Here is a 22,468-nt window from a genome sequence, read left to right as displayed (position 1 = left end):
GGTCGGTCCACCCGCGAAAACGGCTCGATCATGGGGACGAGCAGCGGCTACGCTTGCGGGCGTCTCGCGTCACTTCACTTCTCGATGCCTTCGGTACTCCCACGGAGCAGCGACGCAACGGAGCAGAAACTCGGAGGCGCCCGTGGCGATGCCCAGAAAGGGCTCACGGCCCATCAACGTCGACGGCACCGCCTTCCGCTGGCGGATCCGGCGCAGGCCCACCCACCGCCAGGGCGACGGCTGGAGCCCCCTCACCGTCACCGTCGAGCGGCCCGAGGAGCCGGGGCGCGTTCTCGTGGTGTCACTTCCCTTCGCCCGGCCGGACAACCCGCTCGGAGAACGGACCACCGCGGTCCGCCCCGTCCTCGTCGCCGGATGCATCCGGCGAGCCCTCGATCAGGGATGGAACCCCGGGCAACCGGGCTCGGCATTCACCCTCACCATCACCGAGGACGAACTGACCGCGCTCCTGGGCGAACCACCCCAGTACCTGATCCCCTTCCTCTGGGGCATGATCCCCGAAGGCGGAGGCATCGAAGACCTCCCTCGATGCACCGAGATCTGGAGCCGGGACAGGCAGAACACCGGCCGGGCACCTTCCGATCCGTAGTCGGTTCGGGATCCCACGGATGTCAGAAAAACCAGCTCGGAGACACCTCACACTTGATCATCTTCTGTGGGTGTCCACTCGCGTCCAGGGATGGTGTCAGCACTTCCGTCAGCAAGATCACGCGCGGTGCGGAGGCACTGTCGGACCCGACCGCCACTCCCCCGCGCATGGCAGTCCCCGAGATCATCCCCATCAGCTACGAACCCGACTACCGCGGCCGGCTCGCCGCCCTGGTCGCCGACCCCGCTCAGGGCTTCACTCCCATCCCGCACTTCTCCGGGCTCCGGCCGCCCTCACGCTACGACACGACCGCCGTCATCTGCGACGGAGTCGAGATCCGCGAGATTCCGCTGATCGAGATCGATGCTGACGGCGTCCGGAGCGTCACACCGACCCCGTCACACGGTGCACCGGCTTGGCCGTCTCCGGTTCCGAGCTTGCCTTCCTCGATCAGCACCGAGCGAGCGGCGGCTTCCGCTGGGAGATCCGCGGGACCCGCCGGCAGGACGGAGCCGTCACCGAGACGGATCGCGAGCACCTGCTGCTACCAGACGGCCGGCACCCGACCCGGCTGGGCACGGGGGAAGATCGGCAGAGATGGGACGCTGTGGCTGCACGAGGGCGGGGATCCGCGGCGTTGGTATCGCTATGAGGTGGACACCTGAACCCAATCCGGGGTTGCCGTCAACACCACGAAAGCGCCCCGGAGCGATGATCGCTTCGGGGCGTTCTTGCTGGTCAACGCTGACGGTCAGGGGCGGAGTCGAACTGCTGACCTTCCGCTTTTCGGGCGGATCAATCACCCTGGCCGGGTAGCGGAGACCTCGGCCAGAGGGTGGTGGACGGTTGCCGTGGTGTGCCCGCGTGCGGGGACGCTGCTGCCACCGCTCCGCCGGGACCTGCCAAATCGTTCCGGTCTGTAGGACCATGTCCTCATGTCAGCGACCGAGTTCGCCGGCGTGACGAAGGACAGAGATCGTGGCATCACTTCCAAGGGAGGCATGTACGAGTTCTGGACCGAGGAGGGTGCCCATGTCTACCTCCACGACACCGACTTCAGGCGCCTGACCTATGCGCCCGGCAGGCCGCCGACATTGGAATTGGAGTTCGTCTACGATCTGCAGTGGACTCCACTCGAACTGGCGAAGACGCCTGTCGTGGTCTTCCGGTTCGAGGACGTCCGCCTCGTCGAGTGGCACGAGGACCAGGAGGGCCATGACTGCGTGGCCACTACCCCTGATGCTCCACCGGGGCAGGTCGGGCTGTTCGACTGGGACGGCACCGACCTGTTCACGCTGGACGCCTTCACGCTGAGCCTGGTCTTTCACGCGCCGCGAGCAGCGGTGACCGTACGCGCGAAGTAGCACGGGAAACCACTCACGTCCTACCCGTTCGAACCTCAGCCCCCTCATGACGAGTGAACAGCGCGGCCCAGATCTGCAGGCTCACTCCTTGGTCGGATGGTGAATACGGGACGGCGACGTGTGGTCGCATAAGGCGGTGTTGCCGTACGGCGCTGCTGTAAGCGGCACACGGGTGGCCCGGTTTGGCCATGTGTAACCCGGGGCGACATCTCAGGCGTCTCACACGCACCCCAGTCATCCGGAGATGTCGTGACGTATCCCCCGCAGGGTCGGCAGCCGCATGGTCAGCGCCCGTGGCAGCCCTACAACAGCCAACCGTCCCAGCACGGCCCCTACCCTTCCCAGGGCTACCCGCAGCAGCCGACGGCATACAGGCAGGTACAGCCGCGGCTGTATGCGACTAACGGCTATCCGATGCAACAACCGGTGCCGCAATCACAGCAGCGGCGTGGCGGGTCGGCCCTCTCCGTGGCGACTGTCGCGCTGGCCGTCATCGCGCTGCTCGGTGTTGCCGTCGTCACGACCCTCCTCGTACTCAACTCCGCCACCTCGACCGGATCATCCGAGGGAGCGAGAGTGGCCCTGGTGGACCTGCGGGCGCAGGAGCAGACCGAGCCCGGGGTACGCACTGCCGCGCAACAGGCGTTCGATCTGTACTCGGCCGGCTCCTATGGCGAGTTCTGGGATCGCTGGTCTGCGCAGTCGCAGTCCCTGATGCCGCGCGACGACTACATCAGCATGTTCGAACAGTGCCCGCAGGCCGCGCAGAATCTGCGGTTCACAATCAGCTCAGTCGCTGTCAACGGCACCGGCGCGAAGGTGAACGCCAACCGTTTGATCGCAGCGTTCACCTTCGACTTCACCTATGAAGGCCAGGCGTGGCGGTATGTCCTACCTGCCGATCAGCAGCAGGAGTACCGCACCAAGAGCCTCGATCAGATCGTGCAGGAGCGGCGGGCCTCCAAGGTCTGCGGTGGACAGGATGGCGGCTTACGGCTCACCCCCGTGCCGACTCAGCCCCTGATCGCACAGCCGCCGACAGCGCAAGCGCAGACAGTGACGGTGGCGAAGGTCGGCGAGACCATCACCGTTAAGGGGCTACAGCCCGGCGTTGAAGTCGCTGTCACCCCCAATCGGGTCATTGACAACGCGACCTCCGGCAACCAGTTCCTGAAGCCGAAAGACGGCAACCGCTACATCGCTGTCGAACTCACCTTGAAGAATGTCGGCCAGGAGATCTACACCGACTCACCGGCTGTCGGCGGGACGTTGATCGACGCCGAAGGGCAACAGCATCGGCCAACGTTCGCGGAAGTGACGGAGGGAGCCGCGTTCGGCGGATCGGTCACTGTGAACCGCGGCGATACCCGAAAAGGCCTGATCGTATTCGAAGTTCCCGCCTCGGCGACGCCTGCCAAACTGCAGTTCGGGGTCATGTTTGGTCAGCAGAAGGGCGAATGGGCGCTGTCTTAGCCGGACGTGATCCACGGCGCAATCACCATGGGCCTGTGAGGTGGGATGGACGAACGACGTCCTAGCCCATTGATCACCCCTCAGACCTGTGGAGAGATCAGTGGAGGCTTTAGCCTCCGGGATATTCGCCAAAGCGATCAGCGAGTATGAGGAGCCAAGCTGTTAACAAGAAGCACGAACAATCAAAAAGACACGAAGGCCCTGACGGCGTAACCCTTGTCCAGAGGCCTCCTTGCAACTGCGCGGCCGGAGGTACTCGAACCTCTAACCTTCTGATCCGTAGATCTCCAAACGACGTCCAAGAGCGTTCAGATCAGTTCGCCGCGCAGGTCGCGTACGATCCGCCTGTTCATATCAGTCCAGCTCAACCCAGGGTCGCGTGGCCTGATGGCTCCCAATACGGCTCCCAGAATGCTGGTGGATCACCTGCTTGCAAGTCAGTCCGATCGTGGGCCGCAAAAGGCGCGAGCCGAGCGGTGAACTCAGTCGTCTTCGGCCACAAGGTTCTTGGGCGGTGCTGCGATGTGGACAGGCGTTCCCCAGCCCTTGTAGAGGACATTCATCCTCACGATGTCTACTTCCCGCTCTGGGCCGTAGGGATCAGAGACGATCTCGGCCTGGAAGCGCCTGGGCAGGCTGTCCGGGCCCAACCAGAGCTTCCACTTGATGCGGCCTCCTACCGATCTCCCATCTTTCGGGCCGTAGTAGATCCCGGCCTGGCGCGAGCCGAGGCTACCGACCTTCACCGAACCGTCATACCGGATGGCAGGGACACCGTCGTATCGGTCCATGGCGGATGTCTTCTCCGCTCCGGAGGAGATCAGCTGCAAGAATTTCGGATTTAGCGCGTCTACCAGGTTTTGAGACCAGAGGAAGCCGTCCGAGTCCCGCCGGTGGAGCCACTTCTTGCCCTCGGGGATGTTGGCCCAGGTGCCTTGAGTGTAGCTGTCGCGACCGACGTTGATCATTCGGAAGTGGACAGGCCTGTCACCCGTGGTGAAGGTGTCCGTGACGTCACTGGCGTACACGCCCACCTTGGCCGCGAAACGGTGTTTGCCGTGGGCGACCGTCAAGGCGACGACGTCCGAGCCGAAGCCGTCGCGGGTCTTCTGGGAGAAGAGCACACTGCTTCTTTCTGCGAACTCACTCTTCAGCGCGGATATCGCCTGTGTCAGTGAGCCACGACTCTGAGCGTGCGCCGTGCCTGGCAGCGACGGCGTGAGCAGGAGAGCCAGGACACCTAGCAGTACGGATAATCTTCTCATGAGATCATCTTTGGCCATCGCTGATCTCAGCCTTGTCACCGGGGGATTGCGATCCTGATGCCCGGCTGGGTGTTTCGCTGTCGCATGAATCGCTTCCGGCTCTCGTTCCGAGAAATCTGAATCTTGAAAAGTGATTCGGACCTCGGATAGACAGTAAACCCAAACCGCATTAGCAGCTCTGATCTTGCCCGTTCAGATCAGTTCCACCTGGACCAATGGGCGTGGCCGGTCCCTCCGGGACGAGATTGAACAGGGCTGGATTGCAACTAGAACTGCAACTAGGAACCGGCTGTCACGGGCAGACTGATCCCGGTGATGCGCGCGGTCCCGATAGGGGCTCGGATCTCGTGCATGGTGATCACATCGCCTGGCTTGAGGTGCTGCCAGTGTTCGAAGGTCAGGGGAAGCAATCTCAGCGACCCGCACTCACCCGGCTCCAGCGGATCACGACCTTCGACCCAGAGGCGGGCGATGCCGAGCAGGGGTTCATCCTCGGGCGTGAGAAGGCCGATGTCCCGCATGGGCCGGAGCACTCCGCGGAGAGGCATGGGGCTCATGCGGCCTCCGTCCTCGGCGCTCGTGAGGCAGAGGTCGGCGCGAACGGCACCGTTACGGGCCTCACCACATCGCCATTCGCACCAGTCGGCGTCCCCCTGAAGCCACGTCAAACGAGCGGCATCGGTCAGCAGGCTCCAGAACTCGGGCAACTGAGGATGCGCGTCGCCGAGCTCTTCGAGAAGGAGGAAGGCCATCTCCCATTCGTCATGTTCCAGATACCCCAGCATGTCGGCCACGCTGATGCCGACTTCCTCGGTCCGGACGTCGACGGGACAGAGCCGGGCAGCTTTCAGAAGCGGGGAATCCTGGAAGTCCACGGAGCCCTTTTCATCCTCCCAGCCGGCCAGTTCGGAAGCGGGTGATGTGGAGTTGCTTGGACCGGGCAGGATCGCCCGACGACCTGCCCAGCGGCGACCTGAATGCTCACCTCTACCGGTTCACTCGCTCTGAGCTGCGACTTTAGGAGGAAAAAGACTCACTGTTGGCCAACGTTACGACTTGGCTGGTTCTGGGACGACGCCCCACATGAACGTGGAGCCCTTCAGTAGATGCTCCGTCACCCTGATCCCGGTCAGGTGCTCGACGAGTAGGAAAGCCGGCCCTTCGTAGAGCGGGGGAAACGATGGGTAGAGTCTGTCGATCTCCGTCATCGTGTCCACGAGTTCGTCCGGGGTCTCCGTCGGATGTTCGGCATCGACTCCGAAGCAGAATCGGATCTCGCCGTTCTCACACCAGTAGAAATAGTCCATGCCCTTGATGGCAAGTGCGGCTTGGGAGACGAGGCGGGTGCCTTGGGAGAGTTCAGTGATCACGTCTTCGCAGGTGCCGAGCCAGTCAGGGTCGAAAACGAACGTCCAATCGCCGATGGAGGTGACGCCGAGAGGCTCCCCAGAACGCGGGTAGTGATCCGGGTCGTCGGGGAAGGGGCCCGGCGTGAAGTCCTCCCATCGACCGCCGAGGCGTGCAATCACCTGCTCAGGCGTGGCACGGATGTAGATGAAGCTGTAGCACTCCTCGGAGTATTCGCCGCAGAGCCAAGAGATATCGAGGGGCTGCATAGTCATGTCGTCATGCTGCCAGCCGCCACCGACAGGCACAGAACCCGGTGGTCACAGGATGATGGGGCTGGGCGCAATGCGGCGTGACGCACCTCGGCCAGCGTGAACTCAGGGTTTTAGTGATCAGTGCGCTTTTTCATCTTCCCAACCGGACAGCTCGGGAGCTGGTGATGTGGAGTTGCTTGGACCGGGCAGGATCGCCCGACGACCTGCTTGGCGGCCTGGGTGTTCACCTATACCGGCTAAGCCACTCTGAGCTGCGACTTCAGGATGAAAAGGTTTCACGATCTGATGTGCCTGGCCACGGCGGTAATCCTCAGCTCAGGCACCTCATGGTCCGCAAGTCCCCGAACGGCTTCCGTTCAGCTCGATCGATGTCGTACGCCTTCGTTGGTTTCCACTGGCAGAGCGTCGACGGTTTTACAGCCCGTGACCGTTCCGGCGGGAAGATGGCCTCCCACCTGCGGCGCGACCGCGCCTCATCGCCATGAGCGTCATGATCATTGCACGCATATTGTACGGCGGTCGTTGGGTAAGATTCCTGGGACCCAAACCCGGAACCTGCGGATTAAAAGATCGGCCCTACGCTGTTCCGGGTAGTTCAATGCAGTTCAGAGGGCATGGGCGGACCGCTCTGAATCGCCTTGAACGATCCTGGACTGCAACTGGAAGTGCAACGGTGCTACTGGAAGGAGAGGTGGCGAGCATTATGACCATCGAATGCTTGACACCATCCTCCCAGCCGTCTTCATCGGACTCTTTGTCTGCTTCCTTCTCTTCTTTGTGGCGACTCTGATCAAGACCCTGCGACAACGCCGTGTGCTGAAGTACACGGCCCCGATGAGAGCCATGGACATCATCGGCCGCGTGCGACAGTTCAAAGTCCGAGGCCAGGATGAGGAGGCCGTACTTCTTGTCCAAAGCGAACTCGCGATGCCTGCCGACGAAGCGCCGCCTTGGGTGAAGTCGATCTGAATCAAGACGCTCCAATCTTCTGAGCCGTAGATCCACAAACGGTCGCCAAGGACGTTCAGACCAGTTCGCCACGTAGGTCGTGAACGAGCCGCCCGTTCATATCAGTCCAGCTCGGTCCGGGATTGTACGGCTCGATGGCTCCCAAGTTGACTCCCGGAAACGGACTTGCCGGTGCTCATGTGAGCTGCCCATACTCCTCGTGGTTCCGCTCGGGAAGCCCGCCCGCGTACCTGCTTGGTGAGCCGTACGACAACGCGTCAGGGCACCGGCGCGGCGACGGTGACTGGGAACTCGGCGGATCACCCAACGTACGGATCAGAAGATCAATCTGACGCCTACTCCACCCACCACCAATCGTCTCCAAGATCGTGTGTGGCGCTGCCGAGGTCACCGCTTGCCGTGTGGATCGTCGTGCCTCGACCATCGGAACCCGGTATATAGGCAATGCCTCTGCCGCTCTCCGCCCGCCAATCCTCGAACACCGGCAGGTAGAGCACGTCGCGTTGTGGCCGTACCTGACCGTCTATCGACAGGTACTCCATCCACCCGGGCACTGTGAGCGGCCGGTGGTGCTCGTGGTCGGCGGCGAGTTCAGCGAATGCGTCCCTGTGCAACCAGACCTGGCCCTCCGCATACAGGGCACTCCAGTGAGCGGTTCTGGCCACCGATCCGGCACTGAGGACAAGCAACAGCGCGGCGACACACCGACCGTAGTCCCTACGGGACAGATAGGTCAGCACCACCATGGTCGACCGACTGATCACCCACAACCAGGCCGCCATGATCGCAAGCCAGGCAAGCAGCTCGGACACCCTGAACAATGGAATCCAGAAGTACTCCAGCGCTACCAGCGTGAGCCATGCAAGTGACACCATCTTGAGCGCCGGCCAGCTCGGGGGCTTCTTCTCGCTGGATGCAGTCGACACGGCGTGAAGTCTTCCGGAGCGACGAGTGGCCAAGCTACACCTAGACAGATAACTTCACACCGTTTGCACGGTTCCCCTACATATCCATGATGCTCGGTGGATCCGTGCTGAGACATCCGATCGCCCCCCTACGCGCCCAACCATCGCCGAGCGATCGTGAGGCCAACATCTGTGCGGCGACATCATGGCTGCACCAAACCGCATTAGCAGCTCTGATCCTGCTCGTCCCGATCGGTTCAACCTGGACCAACGCGCTTGGTCGGCCCGTCTGGAACGGCATGGCACGGCGGTGGATTGCAACTAGAACTGCAACTAGGAGCCGACTGCTAAAGGGAGAATGACTTTTGTGACGCGGGCCCAACCGGTGGAGGGCCGCATCACGTGCATGGTGATCACATCACCTGGCTGCACATGCCGCCAGTACTCGAAGGTCAGCGGTAGCAGTCTCACCGGCCCGCACTCCCCGGGCTTCAAGGGGGCGCGGCCCTCGACCCAGAGGATGGCGATGCTGAGCAGGGGTTCACCCTCGGGCGTGAGATGGCCGATGTCCCACATGGGCCGGAGCACTGCGCCAGGAGGAGCGGGCCCGGGCCAGCCTCCCTCCTCTGAGCTCATCAGACAGAGCTCGGCGAGAACGGCACCGTTGCGAGCCTCGCTGCTCCGCCATCCGTACCAGTAGGCGTCCTTGACAAGCCACAACAGGCGGGCAGCGTCAGCCAGCAGGTCCCAGAACTGGGGCGGCTGAGGATGTGCGTCGCCGATCTCTTCGAGGAGAAGGAGAGCTGCTTCCCAGTCGTCGTCCTCCAAGTGCTCCAGCACGCCGGCCACATCGACGTCGGCTTTGGGCCGGATGCCGCCAGTACAGAGCTGAGCAGCTTTCAGCAGCGGGGAATCCCGGAGATCCACGGTCTGATTGTGCCCGGCCATAGGGTAGCTCTCAGCTCAGGCACCTTCTGACCCGTAGATCCCCAAACGGTCACCAAGGGCGTTCAGATCAGTTCGCCACGCAGGTCGTGAACGAGCCGCCCGTTCATATCAGTCCAGCTCGGTCCGGAGCCGTACAGCCCGATGGCTCCCAGAAACGGGCTTGTCGACGCCTGTGTGGGCTCTGCCCATACTCCTCGTGGTGAGCCGTACGGCAACGCGTCAGAGCGCTGGCGCGGCGACGGTGTCTTGGAACTCGGCGGATCACCCGACATGCGGATTAAAAGATCGACCTCGGCTCGTTCCATATAGTTCAATGCAGGTCAGAGGGCATGAGTGAGCTCTTTCCATCGTGAAGGCACTGGTCAGGATGGGTCTGCGGAAAGCAGTGGTGGATGAGAGGAGACTCCCGATAAGACAGCAGTCGACCAAGATCCGATGCCCCAACCGGGAGCCTCGTTGCTGTCTTACCGTGCCTCGATTCCACTGTCCAACCACACCCTGATTCGCCTGGCCGAACTCATCCGCACCCGGCACGCCGAACGTCGCTCCCGGTGGCGGAAGTTAGATTCGGCGCAGCAGGCGCTACTGGTCCTGGCCCATTTACGCAATGGCGACACCTACGCCCGCCTGGCCGCCGGTTTCGCCGTAGGGACCACCACGGCCTGGCGCTATGTTCGCGAAGCCGTCGATCTCCTGGCCGCCCTGGCCGACGACGTGCACGCCGCCGTCGAGCGCGCATCCCGGCTGGCCTACACCATCCTGGACGGCACTCTCATTCCGATTGACCGCCTCGCCGATGAGCGGCCGTATTACAGCGGCAAACACAAGCGGCATGGAATGAACGTGCAACTGCTGGCCGACCCCATGGGCCGATTGGTGTGGGCCTCGCCCGCGTTGCCGGGCGCCGCGCACGACGTGAGCGCCGCCCGGAAGGTCGGCCTAATCGACGCCTTGACCAGCGCCGGCGTGAAGACCTTTGCGGACAAGGGTTATCAAGGCGCGGGCGCCATGATTCGGACGCCGTTCAAGCGACATCGCCATCGGCCCTGGTTGTCGCGCGGGCAGCGGGACGTCAACCGCGCCCACGCCCGTATCCGGGCCATCGGTGAGCGTGCCGTCGCGACCTTGAAGGGCTGGAAGGTGCTTACTAGGCTGCGCTGTTGCCCGCATCGAGCGACAGCGTTCGTGCAGGCGATCTTTGTGCTGCAGCTCGTGGAAGAAGGCCGCTACTCAGGATGAAATGGTTCTTATTGTGTCGGTGGGCACTGCAAGCATGACGGGATGATCGCGACCCCTGACGACTACTCCTGGTTCTCCCCCGAGCGCTTCCCCGGCCTGGCGGACGCCTACTGCTTCACCTACGTCCGCGGCCTGACGCTTGAGGAAGTGGTGACCCGGCTCGGCGTCCGGGTCGAAGACTGCTCTCGCGTAACGCTTGATGGGCTGATCCGGTGGCAAACCTTCGGTGCCGTCGCCGTTGGAGACTGGGTACTCCTCGTCGAGGCCAACGGCGGGCTCGGCGTCACCCAAGAGATCATCATGCCGCTGTCGGCGGGCACCCGTCTCGTCTCCCACTTCTACCTCGACGTCGATGACATGGACTACTTCTACTGGATCGACGACGGAAAGATCCGGTTCGAGTTCGCGCACGACGAAGGCTATTCCCACCGGATCGAAGACGGGAAGATGCAGTTCATGGCCAGGCCCCACGAAAGCTACTCAGAGGAGATGCCGGACGAACTCGCAGAGATTCTGGAGCGGATCGACTCCCCCGTCTACTCGATCGCCGCCCCCCACAGAGGGCCGGCGTTCCTTATGGCCGAGCGCCTCACCGGGATCACGATGACGCCGCAACTGCTGGAGGAGTCCACCTATCTGTGCGGAGTCGTTCCCGGATCGAGGTGAGCAGGATCATCGTCTGCAGCTTCCGCGGGTTGGTAGGCGGACGGTGGATCACTTCGCTGCACGCTCCTGCAGGTTTCACAGGAGCACTGTTCTCCGCGGGCCTGCCGCACCAGGCCATCAGGATGAAAAATCCTCAGTGGTCCATCCTGAACAGCTCTGAACGCTCCTGTATTGCAACCAAAGTGCACCCCTGCTACCCGTTGGGCTGGGGTTGAGGAACGAAATCCCGGACTGCCGATCGCCCCCGACCACGCACGAAGATCAGCCCCCTCAGGGCCGAACCACTCCACCACTGAGTTCGAGTCCGGTGACACCGGCCGGGACTGATGGAATCATGGTGATCATACGGATTTGCAGCAGACCTCCCGGGTTTTCTGCACTACCGGAGGTGCACTGCAAAAGCGGTCGGATCGCTTCCAAAAGAAGGCTTTTGAACTGCGGTTTTACTCCGGAGCCCTCATCACCCCGGCGAGGGGTCGCAACCGGACGGCCTCTGACGCATTAAGCATGCCTGGGCCGTGCCTTGAAAGATCGCCGGCCTTCTTGATGATCTTCGCGTGGGGCGGGGAGATCTGAGAGAATCCCGCGAGCCGTGATGAATCCTGCGGCGTCCGGCGGTCGTGCTGTCGAACCAGTTACCGGGGAGGATTTCTGATGCGCAGTGTGACCTATTCGATGAGCGTCTCACTTGACGGCTACATCGTCGGGCCGGACGGCGGCTTCGACTGGACGGCACCCGACAAAGACGTCTTTCGCTTCAACACCGACCAGATACAAGAGGTCGGCGTCCACCTGTTGGGACGACGGCTGTACGAGACGATGCTGTATTGGGAGACCGCCGACCAGGATCCATCGCTCGACGACTCAAGGCTCGTGTGGGCCGCGATCTGGAAGTCGCTCCCGAAGGTGGTGTTCTCCACCACGCTGTCGGCGGTGCGGGGCAATGCCCGTCTGGCCTCCGGCGGCCTGGCGGAGGAGATCGAGCGGTTGCGAGCCGAGCCAGGAGAGGGCGACATCGCGATCGGCGGCGCGACTCTCGCCGCAGAGGCCGCCGCGTTGGGTCTGATCGACGAGTACCGGGCCAGGGTCTACCCGGTGCTGGTTGGCGGTGGCATTCCATTCTTTCCCCAGCGCGAGCGCCAGGTGGATCTCGAACTCGTCGAGACCCGCACCTTCTCAAGAGTCGTCTACCTCCGCCACCGCGTGGCGCGCCAGGCCGTGTCCTGAGAACGCTGCCGCCTCAGCTTGTTGGCCTGGGGCGGCTGTCCTCATCACTCCCACAAGGGTTCGCAGCGGGGCGAGCCGCACCGTTGGGGACGGGGCAACGAGTCCTCATCGTCTCCGTAAGGACGGACCGGTGAGCAGGGGTTATTGTTCACATCCGTTGACATCATCGGTCTTTTCACAGATCAGGATGGGGTTCAGACGGGCAACCCCGCTCCGATCGACGATGGCTCCGGGACCGACTCTCAAGAAGGGACGCTGATGGCCGGCGAGCTCAGCGGCCTCAACCTGTAGGGGCGATCACCTTTCGTGAAGTGATTTCGTGGCAATCCTCGGTGATCTGCTGGTCGTCCAAGGGGCCGCCGGGCCCAGTACTCGGCCAGGGCGGGGCCATCGGTGGATGCCCGGCCCAGGACGAGGGGTGCCGGACGATGTTGGTCCAGGAGGGTGTTCGCCGAGCGGTTCGCCCTTCCCAGGTCAGGCTGAGCCCGGCGCAAGCCGTCGCTCTGAGCGCGCCACTCGGCCCGAAGAGTACCCGTCAGTCCTGGTGGCGGCAGTAGGCCACCGTATCGAGATGGTCGTCGAGGGCGGTCAGGTCGGGGTGGTCGAAGGTCGCCTGGGTGCTGGCCCATTCGGTGTTGTCGGCTTGGTAGGCGGCGACGACGTCGCTGGTCATGGTGCCGGTCATGGTCGCGACGTGCTCTGCCACATCGGGTGAGAGGCCCTCGGTACGGGCGAGGAACCCGATCGCCTCAATGAGGTCATCGGGGTCGTCGCGGAGGAGACGTTGTTCGATCCAGCGGGTGAATCCGCTGCGGAAGCGGGTCACCGGGGCAGCTCGTCCGCGATGGGTGACGTCATGACTCCTCCGTGGGGTCGATATGTCGATAAGTATCGTTCTCCCTTGGCACTGGTTAATGGAGGAATGTGACATGGACGAACATCAGTGGCTGACAGAGCGGTTCGCCGAGCAACGCTCGCATCTCCGCGCGGTGGCTTTTCGGATGCTCGGATCGCTGAGCGAGGCCGACGACGCGCTGCAGGACGCCTGGCTGCGTGCCAGCCGCGCCGATGTCGGCCAGGTGCAGAACATTGCCGGATGGCTGACCACGGTGGTGGCTCGGGTGTGTCTGAACATGCTGCGTTCGCGCGGTAACCGCCACGAGGAGCCGCTGGACATCCAGACGGCTGATCCGCTGCTGGGCCCCGCCTCCACCGGGAATCCCGAACAAGAGGTGGTGATGGCCGACTCGGTGGGGGTGGCGCTGCTGGTGGTGCTCGACACCCTGAGTCCGGCCGAGCGGGTCGCCTTCGTGTTGCACGATCTGTTCGCCGTGCCGTTCGAGGAAATCGCCCCCATGTTGGAGCGTTCACCTGAGGCGACCCGGCAACTGGCCAGCCGTGCCCGCCGCCGCGTCAAGGGGGCCGCACCCGCGCCGCACGTCGATCTGACCCGCCGGCGGGAGATCGTCGAAGCCTTCCTGTCCGCCACTCTCGGCCGGGATTTCCAGGCGCTGATCACGCTGCTCCACCCCGATGTCATGCTCCGGGCGGACAAGGCTGTCATGCTGACCGCCGAGCCCGTCGTGGTCCACGGAGCCGAGCCCGTCGCCAAGGGCGCGATGGCCGCCATGCAGCGGGCCCAGTTCACTGGAGCCGCCCTCATCGACGGCGCCGTTGGCCTCGTGATGGCTCCCCACAGCCACCTGCGTGTGGCACTCACGTTCACGATCGCCGACGGCCTCATCACCGCCATCGACGTCATCGCAGAACCCGATCGTCTCGATCGACTCCATCTGGCAGTCCTGGACTGACAGGGGCGGGGAGGTGGATCGCTCGGATTCACCTCCCCACCGCCGGGCTCCTCGCCTATGACGCACGTCACATTCGCCGGCGGTCACATCACCGTATGGCGCCGGGTCAAGGCAGTGACGGACTCACCGATCACGCCGCTGCGGCCCCGGCCCAGCGTCACCGAAGCAAGGAGCGCCCCAAATGGTTCACATTATCGTCACCGTTCTCGCCGCCGCCTGGGTGGCCTTCTCCGCCTACGCCATCCTCACTCGCGCCGCGTGGGTCGTCCAACCGCTGGCAGCGTACGGCGTCCCGAGCTCATGGTGGCCCTGGCTCGGTGCCGCCAAGGCCGCGGGGGCAGCGGGCCTGCTGGTCGGCCTGTTCGTACCCGTGATCGGCACCCTGGCCGGAATCGGCCTGGTTCTGTACTTCGTCGGGGCCGTCATCACTGTGCTCCGTGCACGCTCCTACGCGACGGTCGCCTACCCGCTGCTGTACCTCGTGCCGGTTGTCGCCGCCCTCGCGCTGGGAGCCACCGCCTGACAACACAGCCAGAGCCCAGGCCGACTGTCCACCCAGATCCCCCGGCACCCCTCGCCGCACGCGAGGAGTACCGGGGTTTCAGTTTTCACGACCGTGACCAACCGGGCCGCCGCATCATCCGGGGCGGCAAGTACGACACGAAGTACTGGTACTCGAACCCGTCGCACTGCGGCTGACCGAGGGCCCCGAGGGGCGCCGATGCGGGCTGTCGGCAGGAGTCCTGTCAGCAGGTACACGTGATTGCGCCAGCCCAGGTCAGCGGAGCCGTTTTCTGGCTGGTTGAGAATCTTCTGCCTCAGAGGTTTGGATCTGGGCCGCCCTCGGGTGCTTTTCGTCCTGGCTCTCTCCTTGCGCACTTCTGTTCGCATGCGTTGTAGTTTTCCTCGTTTATGAATCCGGGTGCGGATCATGCGGTTCAGGACTCGCCCGCACAGTGCTCTCTGGTCCAGGCGCACGAGGCGTGGCGCGTGACCTCACCCCCCTGAGTCAGGAGAAGCAATCCAGCCCGGTGAGTTCGCCGGAGAGGGCCCATAGCCGGGCTGCGGAATCGGGATCGATCGCCCACGTCTTGACACCGCCGACGAGCATGTCGTCGGTGGTCGCGGGTTCGGCGATGTCGCAGTCCTGGCAGTAGGCGCCGCCGTACTCGTCGAGCAGAGGTGACGTGGCCGCCCATACAGCCGTCGCCGCACCCTGCACCGGGGTTTTGAAGCCGTCGGCCTGGCGGCCCTCCGGGGTGATCCAGCCCTGGGCAATCTGCTGCTCGCGGGGGATGCGCCGTTGCAGCGGGGTGAGGATGCTGCCCGGGTGCACCGCGAAGGCATGCACGCCACCGGCCGCACCGAGGGCGTCGAGATGGACGGCGAACAGGGCGTTGGCCGTCTTGGACTGCCCGTAGGCGAGCCAGTGGTCGTAGCCGTGGCGGAAGTGCGGGTCGTCCCAGCGGATGTCCGACAGGAAGTGCCCGGACGAGGCGACGGACACCACTCGCGCCCCGGTAGGGGCCAGGGCCGGGCGCAGGCGGTTGACCAGGGCGTAGTGCCCGAGGTGGTTGATGGCGAAATGTGCTTCCCAACCTGGACCGACGGGCGTGTTCGGGTAGGCCATGACACCCGCGTTGTCGATGACGATGTCGAGGGGCCGCCCGGTCTCCAGGAACCGGTCACTGAACGTCCGGATGCTGTCGGGGTCCGCCAGGTCGAGTTCCCGCACCTCCGTCCGCGGAATGCCGCACAGCGCCTCCGTCGCCACGGCGGGACGGCGAGCGGGCACAATGACGTGCGCCCCCGCGCGGGCCAGCGCGCTCGTGGCCTCCAGTCCAAGACCTGAGTAGCCGCCGGTGATCAGGACGTTCTTGCCGGCCAGCTCGATGCCGGCCAGGACTTCGTCCGCCGTGCTGTGCGCGTTGAATCCCGAGCCGACCTTGTGTTGCGTGATTGCCATGTACTCGACGTTAAAATCTAGAGTGCAATCTAGGTCAAACTAGGGCGGTGCGGCATGAGCAGGAACGCGGACGGCCTTTCCATCGGAGACGTCGCGAAGGCGACCGGCCTGAGCGTGCACGCCTTGCGGTTCTTCGAACGTGAGGAGCTCTTCATCGGCCCGATTCCGCGCACGGCCGGAGGGCAGCGCGTCTACGGACCGGCGGACGTGGAGTGGCTCCTGTTGTGCAACCGGCTGCGAGAATCCGGCATGCCCATCGCCACCCTGAAGGAGTTCGCTCGGCTTGTCCGATCCGGTCGGGGCAACGAGGCGGAGCGGCTCGCGCTCCTGGAGGAGCACGAAAGAACCGTCCGGGACAGGATCGCCGATTTGACTGCCAGCCTGGAGATCATCCATGGCAAGGTCGTCACCTATCGCAAGCACGTCGAGGAGGGAACCGCGGCCGGACTCTGGTCTCCGACACCCTCCGCGTAGATGCAGGCCGGCCAGGTAGCTTTCGGGTGTCTTGTCGAAGCGGAAGGCCGGCCCGCGCCACTCTTTGATCTGGTTGATGCAGCGTTCTGCCGTGTTGCGCTGTTTGTAGAGGTCTGGATCGTGGCTGACCGGGCGGCCGCCGCGGGAGCCGCGTTTCTTTCGGTTGGCTGCCTGGTCGGTCTTCTCCGGGATGACGGCTTTGACGCTGCGTCGGCGCAGGTAGGCGCGGTTGCCGCGGGAGAAATAGGCCTGTCTGCGGCTACTGCGGCCGGGCGGGTGCGCGGGCGGCCGACGGGTGGCCGGATCTTGATGCGGGCCAGGACGGCACAGAACTGCGGGCTGTCGCCGGCCTGGCCCCGGGTTCAGGACGAAGGACAGCGGGCGGCATCGCCGGTCGGCCGACAGGTGCACCTTGCTGGTAAGCCCACCCCGCGAGCGGCCCAGCTTGGCCGCCGTCAGCCGGATCCTGCGCCGTAGCCGTCGGCGTTCGCTCCGGTCCCCGCCATCACTCTCGTCGAGTCCGCCACCCTGGTGGTTCCGCCCCTTTGGCGCAGCCCCTTTTCCTGCTTGGCGGCCTCCTCCGGTGCCGCGACCAGCTCGCCGTCCAGAGCCATTCCGGCGGCGTGGTGGTGGGCACGGGCGGTGGTGGAGTCCACGCTGACCAGGTCGAGGCCGGCCTGCCCGCGGGCAGCGGCCTCGGCGATCATCACCTGCATCGGTTGCTCGAAGACGCCCGTCACCGCCCATGACCGGAACCTGTCCTAGATGATCGATTGCCGGTCAGAGGGGGCGTAAGCCTGGAGGAAAGTGTCGACGGCGCCCCGGGTCACCACCCACAGCTCATCGTCGCCGAGGAGTCGGGTGCCCATGCGGGAGCGCGCCTCCAAGGGGCCGACGAGCAGGGCGAGCAGCTGCTCGGCCGCCAGGTCGGGGTCGCCGGCGCGCAGGCGGCCGACCAGGATGAGGCGGGCAAGCCGGTCGGCCAGTGCCTGGGTGAGCCGGTGCGGACCTGACTCGGTGACGACGTCGAGGATGTCGGGAAAGCAGATGATCTCCGAGTAGAGGAGCCGTCGCAGCGCGCAGGAGTGCTCGTCGCAGTACAGGCGCAGGAGCTCATGGCCGACGCCCTCGAGGGCGTCGCGCAGGTTGTCGCCCGGTTCGACGAGCGGCTCCAGCGCGGCCAGGCGCTGCTGCAGAGCGGCCTGCGCCGCGTCCTGGACGGCGTGCCGGAACAGGGTGGCCTTGTCGGTGAGGTGGTTGTAGACCGTCGGCTTGGCCACACCCGCCTCGTCGGCGATCTCCTGGACGCAGGCCTGCGCGTAGCCCTGCCGGGCGAACACGGCGAACGCGCCCCGCAGGATCGCCTGCCGCTTGTCGATCCGTCCGCGCGATGTGGTCATGGAACTACTATACCGGCCGGTTCACTCTGATGGATCTGCGAGTTGCATGCAGACTCGCTGGGTAACTATGTTGAACTCGTGAGTTCAATTGACGATCGTTTGGATCCCCGACTCCTGGCGATGATCGCCGTGATCCTGCTCGGCGGGCTGCTCGGCATTCTCAACAGCACGATGGCGGCCGTGGCCACCGGCACCCTGGCCACCGCCTTCGACACCTCGCTCAGCACCATCGGCTGGGCCTCGACCGGCTTCCTGCTCGCCGTCACCGCCACCATCCCGTTCACCACCTGGGCGGTCGACAGGTTCGGCGGCAAACGGCTCTGGCTGGCGGGCCTGGCGGTGTTCGTGGTGGGCTCGCTGGCAGCGGGGCTGGCGTGGAACGTCGGCAGCCTGATCGCCTTCCGGGCCCTTCAGGGCGTCGGCGCCGGGATCCTGGACCCGCTGGTGCTGATTCTGCTGGCTCGCGCCGCGGGACCGCGACACGCGGGACGGGTGATGGGGTTGATGGGAGTGGTGCTCTCGCTGGGGCCGGTCCTCGGGCCGGTCGCGGGCGGCGCCGTGCTGAACGCCCTGAACTGGCGCTGGATGTTCCTGCTCAGCGTGCCCGTCGGCGTGCTCGCCTACCTGCTCGCGCGGCGCGTGGTACCCGACGAGACACCTGCGGACCACGCGCGGACCCGGCTGGACGTCCTGGGCCTGGCCCTGCTCGCCCCCGGTTTCGCGGCTCTGGTGCTGGCCCTGTCGCAATCGGCCGAGCAGGGCGGGCAGGTCGCCCTTCCGCTGGTCGCAGGCGCGGCACTGCTTGCCGGCTATGCCGTGCACGCGCTGCGGGCCCGCCGCGTGCCGCCCCTGATCGAGCCCAGGCTGTTCGCCGGCCGCGGTTTCGTCGCCGGCGTCACCATCATGGGGCTCGGCGGCTTGGCCAACTTCGCCACACTGTTCGCCCTGCCGCTGTACTACCAGCAGGTGCACGGGCACGGCGTGCTGGCCGCCGGGCTGCTGATGGCTCCCGCGGGCCTGGGCGGGGCGATAGCCATGCCGCTGGCCGGACGGCTGTCGGACCGGTTCGGCGCCCGCGGCCTGGCCACGGCGGGCGCGATCCTGGCCGGGCTCAGCGCGCTGGCCTTCACCCGCATCGGTGCCGGCACCGCCGAGATCTGGCCGGTGCTGGCCGCGCTGGCGATCGGGCTCGGCATGGGCTGCTTCAGCGCCCCGACCATGGGGTCGCTCTACCGCAGCCTGCCCGGCCCGCTGGTGGCGCAGGGCAGCTCCGTGCTCTACATGCTCAACCAGCTCGGCGCCGCACTGGGCGTCGCCGTGGTCACGCTCGTCCTGCAGATCGCCGGCGACCCGATCGTCGGCTTCCACGGCATCTTCTGGCTCGCCCTCGCGATGCTCGTGATCATTCTCACCGTCATCCCCCTCCTGCCCTCTCGTGAACCCGCCCTGACCGGAAAGGCATCCCCTTGAAGACCCTCGTGATCACCGGCGGCACCGACGGGATGGGCAGAGAGCTCGCCCGCACCTACCTGCGCCGCGGCGACACCGTCGTCATCGTCGGCCGCGAAAAGGACAAAGCCCTCCCCGGCGCCCACCTCATCGCGGCCGACCTGAGCCTGGTCAGCGAGAACCGGCGCGTCATCGACGAGATCAACGCCACCTGCCCGGCCGTCGACGCACTCGTGCTGTGCGCTCGGCACTTCCGCTCCACCCGGTCCGTCACCGCCGAGGGACTCGAGGCCACCTTCGCGCTGGAATACCTGAGCCGCCACCTGCTCAGCCACGGCCTGACCGATCTCGGGGTCATCGTCAACGTGTCCGGACCCGGCGTCCCGATCGGCCGCATCCACTGGGACGATCCGATGCTGGATCGCGGCTACGACGGGGTGGCGGCCCAGATGCAGGCCGGGCGCGCCAACGACCTGCTCGGTGCCGCCTTCGCGGCCGGACGGGCGGCCAGCCGTACCCGATATGTCCTGATCAACCCCGGGCCGGTGTCCACCGCGTTCCGCGGCGAGTACGACGCCGTCACCGCCGCCCACGTCGAGTCGCTCAAGAGGTACGGCGCGCCGGTCGCCGAAGGCGTCAAACCCATCATCGCCCGCATCGACGACCCACCCGCCGCCCCGCTCAGCGCCTTCATGCAGAGCAAGCCGATCAGCCTGGACCACCCGTCATTCTCCCCCGAGGCCGCCGCGCGTCTCAGCGACCTCACCCGCCACCTGCTGAGCTCCCTGGAGGGCTGAACACATGACCACCGCATGGACGGCGGCCTTCAGATCCGCCCCGGTCAGCGCGTACGAGTCGATGACGCTCATCTACCCCTCACGCGCCTTCCGCGATCAGACGCTCCGTCAGATCGTGCGCCTGCGCGGGTCCGGTGATCGTCTGCGGGTACGGCTCAGCAACCGGTACGGCAAGCAACCCCTCACGGTCGCCCGCACCCACGTGGCCGCGCACGACACCCGATCCTCGATCACCCCTGACACCGACGCCGTCTCCCGGACGCACCTGACGGGCGCCGAAGAGGTGGAACCCCGCTTCTACCTGAGCGGCATCGACATCGAGGCTCCCGAAGGACGCCACGTGGTCGCGGCCTTCGGCGACTCACTCACCGACGGGGTGGGCACCGCCCACGGCGCCCACGAGCTCATCGCCGGGCCGGCCTCGATCACCCGACAAGCCAGGCGAGCGGGACTGACCGCGCTCGTCGCGACCGTGTCTCCCTTCGGCGGAGCCGACGGCGTCAGCCCCGGATTCGACGATGCAGGCCCCCACTCCCGCATCAACCACGCACCACCGCTCGCGGCCGGCGTGCCCGCGTCGATCCCCAGGTCTCCACGTTACGAGGGGAGGCTCAGCCACAACATGAATGATTTCACTAGAGGCTGGGGCCACATCTCCTGCTTACCATGGCCCATAGCGGCTTGATCAACTCTCCTCTAGGGTGCGCAAATAATCCCTCGACGAGAGGTTTGTCCGTGCGACGTTGGATCGCTTTCCTCTGCACGTTACTGTTACCGGCAGGCATGATCACCGTGATGGCAGGACCGGCCCATGCCGCGGTCGCGAGTGAGGTCATCCTCACCCTGCCGAACGATCGCTCCATCGAGGCGAAGGCGGTGGACCTGATCAACAAAGCCACCGGAACGATCAAAGTCGCGGCCTTCGCCATCAAGGAGGACAACGGCACCGAGCCCAACCCGATCCGCGTCGCCCTGGCCGCGGCGGCCGCACGAGGCGTCAAGGTACAGCTCGTCATCGGCGGACGGTACGCCGCCGAGAGCTCGATCACCCAGTTGCAGACCGCCTTCAACGGGACGACGTCGGGGATCAAGAAGTGCGGGACGGTGGTCGGCGGTGACAGCGGCGGCGGCTGCTTCGGCACCTACGACCAGCACAGCAAGTTCATCATCTTCGACCAGACGGACGGGGTCAGCAACGTCATCCTGGTGACGTCGCAGAACTGGGCCAAGTACGCGGGCGGCTGGAGTGCCGCCAACAACGCCGTCGTCTACGGCGGGCTGCCGTGGGACTCGCTGTTCTCCGCCAACCTCCGCGGCTTCTTCACCGACCTGTGGACGAACACCGCCCGTGACAACAACTACTGGGCCCAACGTGGATACGTCAGCTCCCCCAATGACTCCGACGTGCAGTTCTATCCCAAGAGCAGCGGCGACCCGGTCGTCTCCCTCATCAAGGGCACCGACTGCAAGGACGGCGCCAACCACGGCAGCATCCGCATCGCCGTCCCGGACTGGTCCCGCGAGAGCCCGCCCAAGCGTCCCGTGATCGCCGCGCTCGCCTCCGCGGTCACCCGCGGCTGCGAGGTCCAGGTCGTGACCGACGAGAGCCCTTCCGTCATCACCCAGCTCCAGGCGGCGGGCGTGACGACCTGGAACGACAAGGCGACCTACACGTCCACCTTCGTCCACTCCAAGTACATCCTGGTCAGGGACTCGTACGGAGCGAAGACGGTCTGGACGGGCAGCCCGAACATGACCAACGGCTCACTCCGCGGCGCCGACGAGGTGCAGCTGACGTTGAGGAAGGTCGGCAATACGACCGTGTCCGGTCTGTACGACGCCTACAACGCCAACTTCGAGGCGATGAAGGCCCACTCGCGGGTCGAGCTGTTCCCGCCCTCCGGATCGGCCGGCGGGGCAGGTGGCACCTACCGGTACGTCAACCCCGTCAGCGGCAGGTGCCTGGACGTCGCCGCCGCCGGCGTGGCCGACGGGAGCAACGTACAGATCTGGGACTGCAACCTGGGTGACGCCCAGGACTGGTACTTCACCCCCCTGGGAAACAACCAGTACATCGTCAGCGTCAAGGCCAGTGGCCAGTGTCTCGACGTCGCCGGGGCCGGCGTCGCCAACGGCACGGACGTCCAGCAGTATCCCTGCGACGGCAATCCCGCCCAGATCTGGGAACAGCAACCCGTCTGACCTCTCGGGACCGGCCGGTACGGAAGCGCCGGCCGGTCCCGGCGCGTTCTCCTCCCCGATTCGCCCGCCCGGCGCTCGGAC

Annotated in this window: 22 protein-coding genes and 1 pseudogene; 14 read left to right on the top strand and 9 right to left on the bottom strand. The window is 65.3% G+C overall.

Annotation, left to right across the window (positions count from 1 at the left end):
• Nucleotides 1-142: 142 nt before the first annotated feature.
• From SROS_RS52155 to SROS_RS46025, 3 genes are all read left to right on the top strand, one after another.
• Nucleotides 143-610 carry a hypothetical protein gene (locus tag SROS_RS52155; protein ID WP_012890328.1) on the top strand — a complete coding sequence of 156 codons (468 nt, stop codon included), beginning with the start codon at nt 143-145 and terminating at the stop codon, nt 608-610.
• Between the two features lie 935 nt (nt 611-1,545).
• Nucleotides 1,546-1,974, top strand: a complete 429-nt coding sequence (locus SROS_RS17740; protein ID WP_012890326.1) for a hypothetical protein — start codon at nt 1,546-1,548, stop codon at nt 1,972-1,974.
• A 249-nt stretch (nt 1,975-2,223) separates the two neighbouring features.
• Nucleotides 2,224-3,447 carry a DUF4352 domain-containing protein gene (locus SROS_RS46025; RefSeq protein WP_012890325.1) on the top strand — a complete coding sequence of 408 codons (1,224 nt, stop codon included), beginning with the start codon at nt 2,224-2,226 and terminating at the stop codon, nt 3,445-3,447.
• Nucleotides 3,448-3,929: 482 nt separating this feature from the next.
• Here SROS_RS46025 and SROS_RS17730 read toward each other — a convergent pair whose 3' ends face one another.
• The 3 genes from SROS_RS17730 to SROS_RS17720 all read right to left on the bottom strand — a co-directional run bounded on the left by SROS_RS17730 (nt 3,930) and on the right by SROS_RS17720 (nt 6,334).
• Nucleotides 3,930-4,751 (bottom strand): hypothetical protein, encoded by an 822-nt coding sequence (locus tag SROS_RS17730; RefSeq protein WP_148269116.1) that lies wholly within the window; start codon nt 4,749-4,751, stop codon nt 3,930-3,932.
• 239 nt (nt 4,752-4,990) lie between these two features.
• Nucleotides 4,991-5,587: a hypothetical protein gene (locus tag SROS_RS17725; RefSeq protein ID WP_012890323.1), complete on the bottom strand. Its 597-nt coding sequence runs from the start codon at nt 5,585-5,587 to the stop codon at nt 4,991-4,993.
• A gap of 174 nt (nt 5,588-5,761) precedes the next feature.
• Nucleotides 5,762-6,334 carry a DUF6461 domain-containing protein gene (locus SROS_RS17720; protein ID WP_012890322.1) on the bottom strand — a complete coding sequence of 191 codons (573 nt, stop codon included), beginning with the start codon at nt 6,332-6,334 and terminating at the stop codon, nt 5,762-5,764.
• 714 nt (nt 6,335-7,048) lie between these two features.
• Between SROS_RS17720 and SROS_RS17715 the strand changes: the two genes are divergently transcribed.
• Nucleotides 7,049-7,303, top strand: coding sequence for a hypothetical protein (locus tag SROS_RS17715; RefSeq protein WP_012890321.1), 255 nt, complete (start codon nt 7,049-7,051; stop codon nt 7,301-7,303).
• Between the two features lie 335 nt (nt 7,304-7,638).
• On the opposite strand, the gene SROS_RS50965 is transcribed toward SROS_RS17715, so the two are convergent.
• Together SROS_RS50965 and SROS_RS17705 are read right to left on the bottom strand one after the other, a co-directional pair.
• On the bottom strand, nt 7,639-8,229 hold the full coding sequence (locus SROS_RS50965) for a hypothetical protein (protein ID WP_043652243.1): 591 nt from the start codon (nt 8,227-8,229) through the stop codon (nt 7,639-7,641).
• Between the two features lie 312 nt (nt 8,230-8,541).
• On the bottom strand, nt 8,542-9,135 hold the full coding sequence (locus tag SROS_RS17705; protein WP_148269113.1) for a hypothetical protein: 594 nt from the start codon (nt 9,133-9,135) through the stop codon (nt 8,542-8,544).
• Nucleotides 9,136-9,612: 477 nt separating this feature from the next.
• On the opposite strand from SROS_RS17705, the gene SROS_RS17700 reads away from it, so the two are divergent.
• From SROS_RS17700 to SROS_RS17690, 3 genes are all read left to right on the top strand, one after another.
• On the top strand, nt 9,613-10,395 hold the full coding sequence (locus SROS_RS17700; protein WP_012890318.1) for an IS5-like element ISStro2 family transposase: 783 nt from the start codon (nt 9,613-9,615) through the stop codon (nt 10,393-10,395).
• 42 nt (nt 10,396-10,437) lie between these two features.
• The gene (locus SROS_RS17695; protein ID WP_012890317.1) at nt 10,438-11,061 is read left to right on the top strand and encodes a DUF6461 domain-containing protein; all 624 of its coding nucleotides are present in this window, start codon (nt 10,438-10,440) and stop codon (nt 11,059-11,061) included.
• Between the two features lie 654 nt (nt 11,062-11,715).
• The gene (locus SROS_RS17690; RefSeq protein ID WP_012890316.1) at nt 11,716-12,288 is read left to right on the top strand and encodes a dihydrofolate reductase family protein; all 573 of its coding nucleotides are present in this window, start codon (nt 11,716-11,718) and stop codon (nt 12,286-12,288) included.
• Between the two features lie 535 nt (nt 12,289-12,823).
• Here SROS_RS17690 and SROS_RS17685 read toward each other — a convergent pair.
• The gene (locus SROS_RS17685; RefSeq protein ID WP_012890315.1) at nt 12,824-13,114 is read right to left on the bottom strand and encodes a hypothetical protein; all 291 of its coding nucleotides are present in this window, start codon (nt 13,112-13,114) and stop codon (nt 12,824-12,826) included.
• A gap of 103 nt (nt 13,115-13,217) precedes the next feature.
• Between SROS_RS17685 and SROS_RS17680 the strand changes: the two genes are divergently transcribed.
• Together SROS_RS17680 and SROS_RS17675 are read left to right on the top strand one after the other, a co-directional pair.
• Nucleotides 13,218-14,099, top strand: coding sequence for a sigma-70 family RNA polymerase sigma factor (locus SROS_RS17680; protein WP_012890314.1), 882 nt, complete (start codon nt 13,218-13,220; stop codon nt 14,097-14,099).
• Nucleotides 14,100-14,280: 181 nt separating this feature from the next.
• A complete protein-coding gene (locus SROS_RS17675; protein ID WP_012890313.1) occupies nt 14,281-14,622 on the top strand; it encodes a DoxX family protein in 342 nt (113 codons plus the stop codon).
• A gap of 486 nt (nt 14,623-15,108) precedes the next feature.
• On the opposite strand, the gene SROS_RS17670 is transcribed toward SROS_RS17675, so the two are convergent.
• Nucleotides 15,109-16,065, bottom strand: coding sequence for an SDR family NAD(P)-dependent oxidoreductase (locus SROS_RS17670; RefSeq protein ID WP_012890312.1), 957 nt, complete (start codon nt 16,063-16,065; stop codon nt 15,109-15,111).
• Nucleotides 16,066-16,119: 54 nt separating this feature from the next.
• Here SROS_RS17670 and SROS_RS17665 point away from each other — a divergent pair, with 54 nt between their 5' ends.
• Complete coding sequence (locus SROS_RS17665) at nt 16,120-16,539, top strand: MerR family transcriptional regulator (RefSeq protein WP_012890311.1); 420 nt, start codon at nt 16,120-16,122, stop codon at nt 16,537-16,539.
• On the opposite strand, the pseudogene SROS_RS47470 reads toward SROS_RS17665, so the two are convergent.
• Together SROS_RS47470 and SROS_RS17655 are read right to left on the bottom strand one after the other, a co-directional pair.
• A pseudogene (locus SROS_RS47470) lies at nt 16,534-17,297 on the bottom strand (IS5 family transposase); the annotation flags it as partial. The gene SROS_RS17665 and the pseudogene SROS_RS47470 sit on opposite strands and share 6 nt — an antisense overlap.
• Before the next feature lie 3 nt (nt 17,298-17,300).
• Entirely contained in the window at nt 17,301-17,939 is a 639-nt protein-coding gene (locus tag SROS_RS17655; protein WP_012890310.1) for a TetR/AcrR family transcriptional regulator, read from the bottom strand.
• A 99-nt stretch (nt 17,940-18,038) separates the two neighbouring features.
• Between SROS_RS17655 and SROS_RS17650 the strand changes: the two genes are divergently transcribed.
• From SROS_RS17650 to SROS_RS17635, 4 genes are all read left to right on the top strand, one after another.
• Complete coding sequence (locus SROS_RS17650) at nt 18,039-19,409, top strand: DHA2 family efflux MFS transporter permease subunit (RefSeq protein ID WP_245564664.1); 1,371 nt, start codon at nt 18,039-18,041, stop codon at nt 19,407-19,409.
• Nucleotides 19,406-20,185: an SDR family NAD(P)-dependent oxidoreductase gene (locus SROS_RS17645; RefSeq protein WP_012890308.1), complete on the top strand. Its 780-nt coding sequence runs from the start codon at nt 19,406-19,408 to the stop codon at nt 20,183-20,185. The genes SROS_RS17650 and SROS_RS17645 overlap by 4 nt, the downstream gene beginning before the upstream one ends.
• A 4-nt stretch (nt 20,186-20,189) precedes the next feature.
• The gene (locus SROS_RS17640) at nt 20,190-20,870 is read left to right on the top strand and encodes an SGNH/GDSL hydrolase family protein (protein ID WP_012890307.1); all 681 of its coding nucleotides are present in this window, start codon (nt 20,190-20,192) and stop codon (nt 20,868-20,870) included.
• A gap of 110 nt (nt 20,871-20,980) precedes the next feature.
• Nucleotides 20,981-22,387: an RICIN domain-containing protein gene (locus tag SROS_RS17635; protein ID WP_012890306.1), complete on the top strand. Its 1,407-nt coding sequence runs from the start codon at nt 20,981-20,983 to the stop codon at nt 22,385-22,387.
• Nucleotides 22,388-22,468: the final 81 nt, after the last annotated feature.

Source organism: Streptosporangium roseum DSM 43021, assembly GCF_000024865.1.
Taxonomy (GTDB): Bacteria; Actinomycetota; Actinomycetes; order Streptosporangiales; family Streptosporangiaceae; genus Streptosporangium; species Streptosporangium roseum.
The sequence above is the reverse complement of the archived record's forward strand: the minus strand, read 5'-3'. Positions and strand labels throughout refer to the sequence as shown.

Bases quoted from the DNA above. Each gene is read 5' to 3' on its own strand.
- SROS_RS17665 (WP_012890311.1), top strand. From the start codon at position 16,120: ATGAGCAGGAACGCGGACGGCCTTTCCATCGGAGACGTCGCGAAGGCG.
- SROS_RS17715 (WP_012890321.1), top strand. From the start codon at position 7,049: ATGCTTGACACCATCCTCCCAGCCGTCTTCATCGGACTCTTTGTCTGC.
- SROS_RS17675 (WP_012890313.1), top strand. From the start codon at position 14,281: ATGGTTCACATTATCGTCACCGTTCTCGCCGCCGCCTGGGTGGCCTTC.
- SROS_RS17690 (WP_012890316.1), top strand. From the start codon at position 11,716: ATGCGCAGTGTGACCTATTCGATGAGCGTCTCACTTGACGGCTACATC.
- SROS_RS17720 (WP_012890322.1), bottom strand. From the start codon at position 6,334: ATGACTATGCAGCCCCTCGATATCTCTTGGCTCTGCGGCGAATACTCC.
- SROS_RS17635 (WP_012890306.1), top strand. From the start codon at position 20,981: ATGGCAGGACCGGCCCATGCCGCGGTCGCGAGTGAGGTCATCCTCACC.
- SROS_RS17670 (WP_012890312.1), bottom strand. From the start codon at position 16,065: ATGGCAATCACGCAACACAAGGTCGGCTCGGGATTCAACGCGCACAGC.
- SROS_RS17740 (WP_012890326.1), top strand. From the start codon at position 1,546: ATGTCAGCGACCGAGTTCGCCGGCGTGACGAAGGACAGAGATCGTGGC.
- SROS_RS17695 (WP_012890317.1), top strand. From the start codon at position 10,438: ATGATCGCGACCCCTGACGACTACTCCTGGTTCTCCCCCGAGCGCTTC.
- SROS_RS17680 (WP_012890314.1), top strand. From the start codon at position 13,218: ATGGACGAACATCAGTGGCTGACAGAGCGGTTCGCCGAGCAACGCTCG.
- SROS_RS17640 (WP_012890307.1), top strand. From the start codon at position 20,190: ATGACCACCGCATGGACGGCGGCCTTCAGATCCGCCCCGGTCAGCGCG.
- SROS_RS17655 (WP_012890310.1), bottom strand. From the start codon at position 17,939: ATGACCACATCGCGCGGACGGATCGACAAGCGGCAGGCGATCCTGCGG.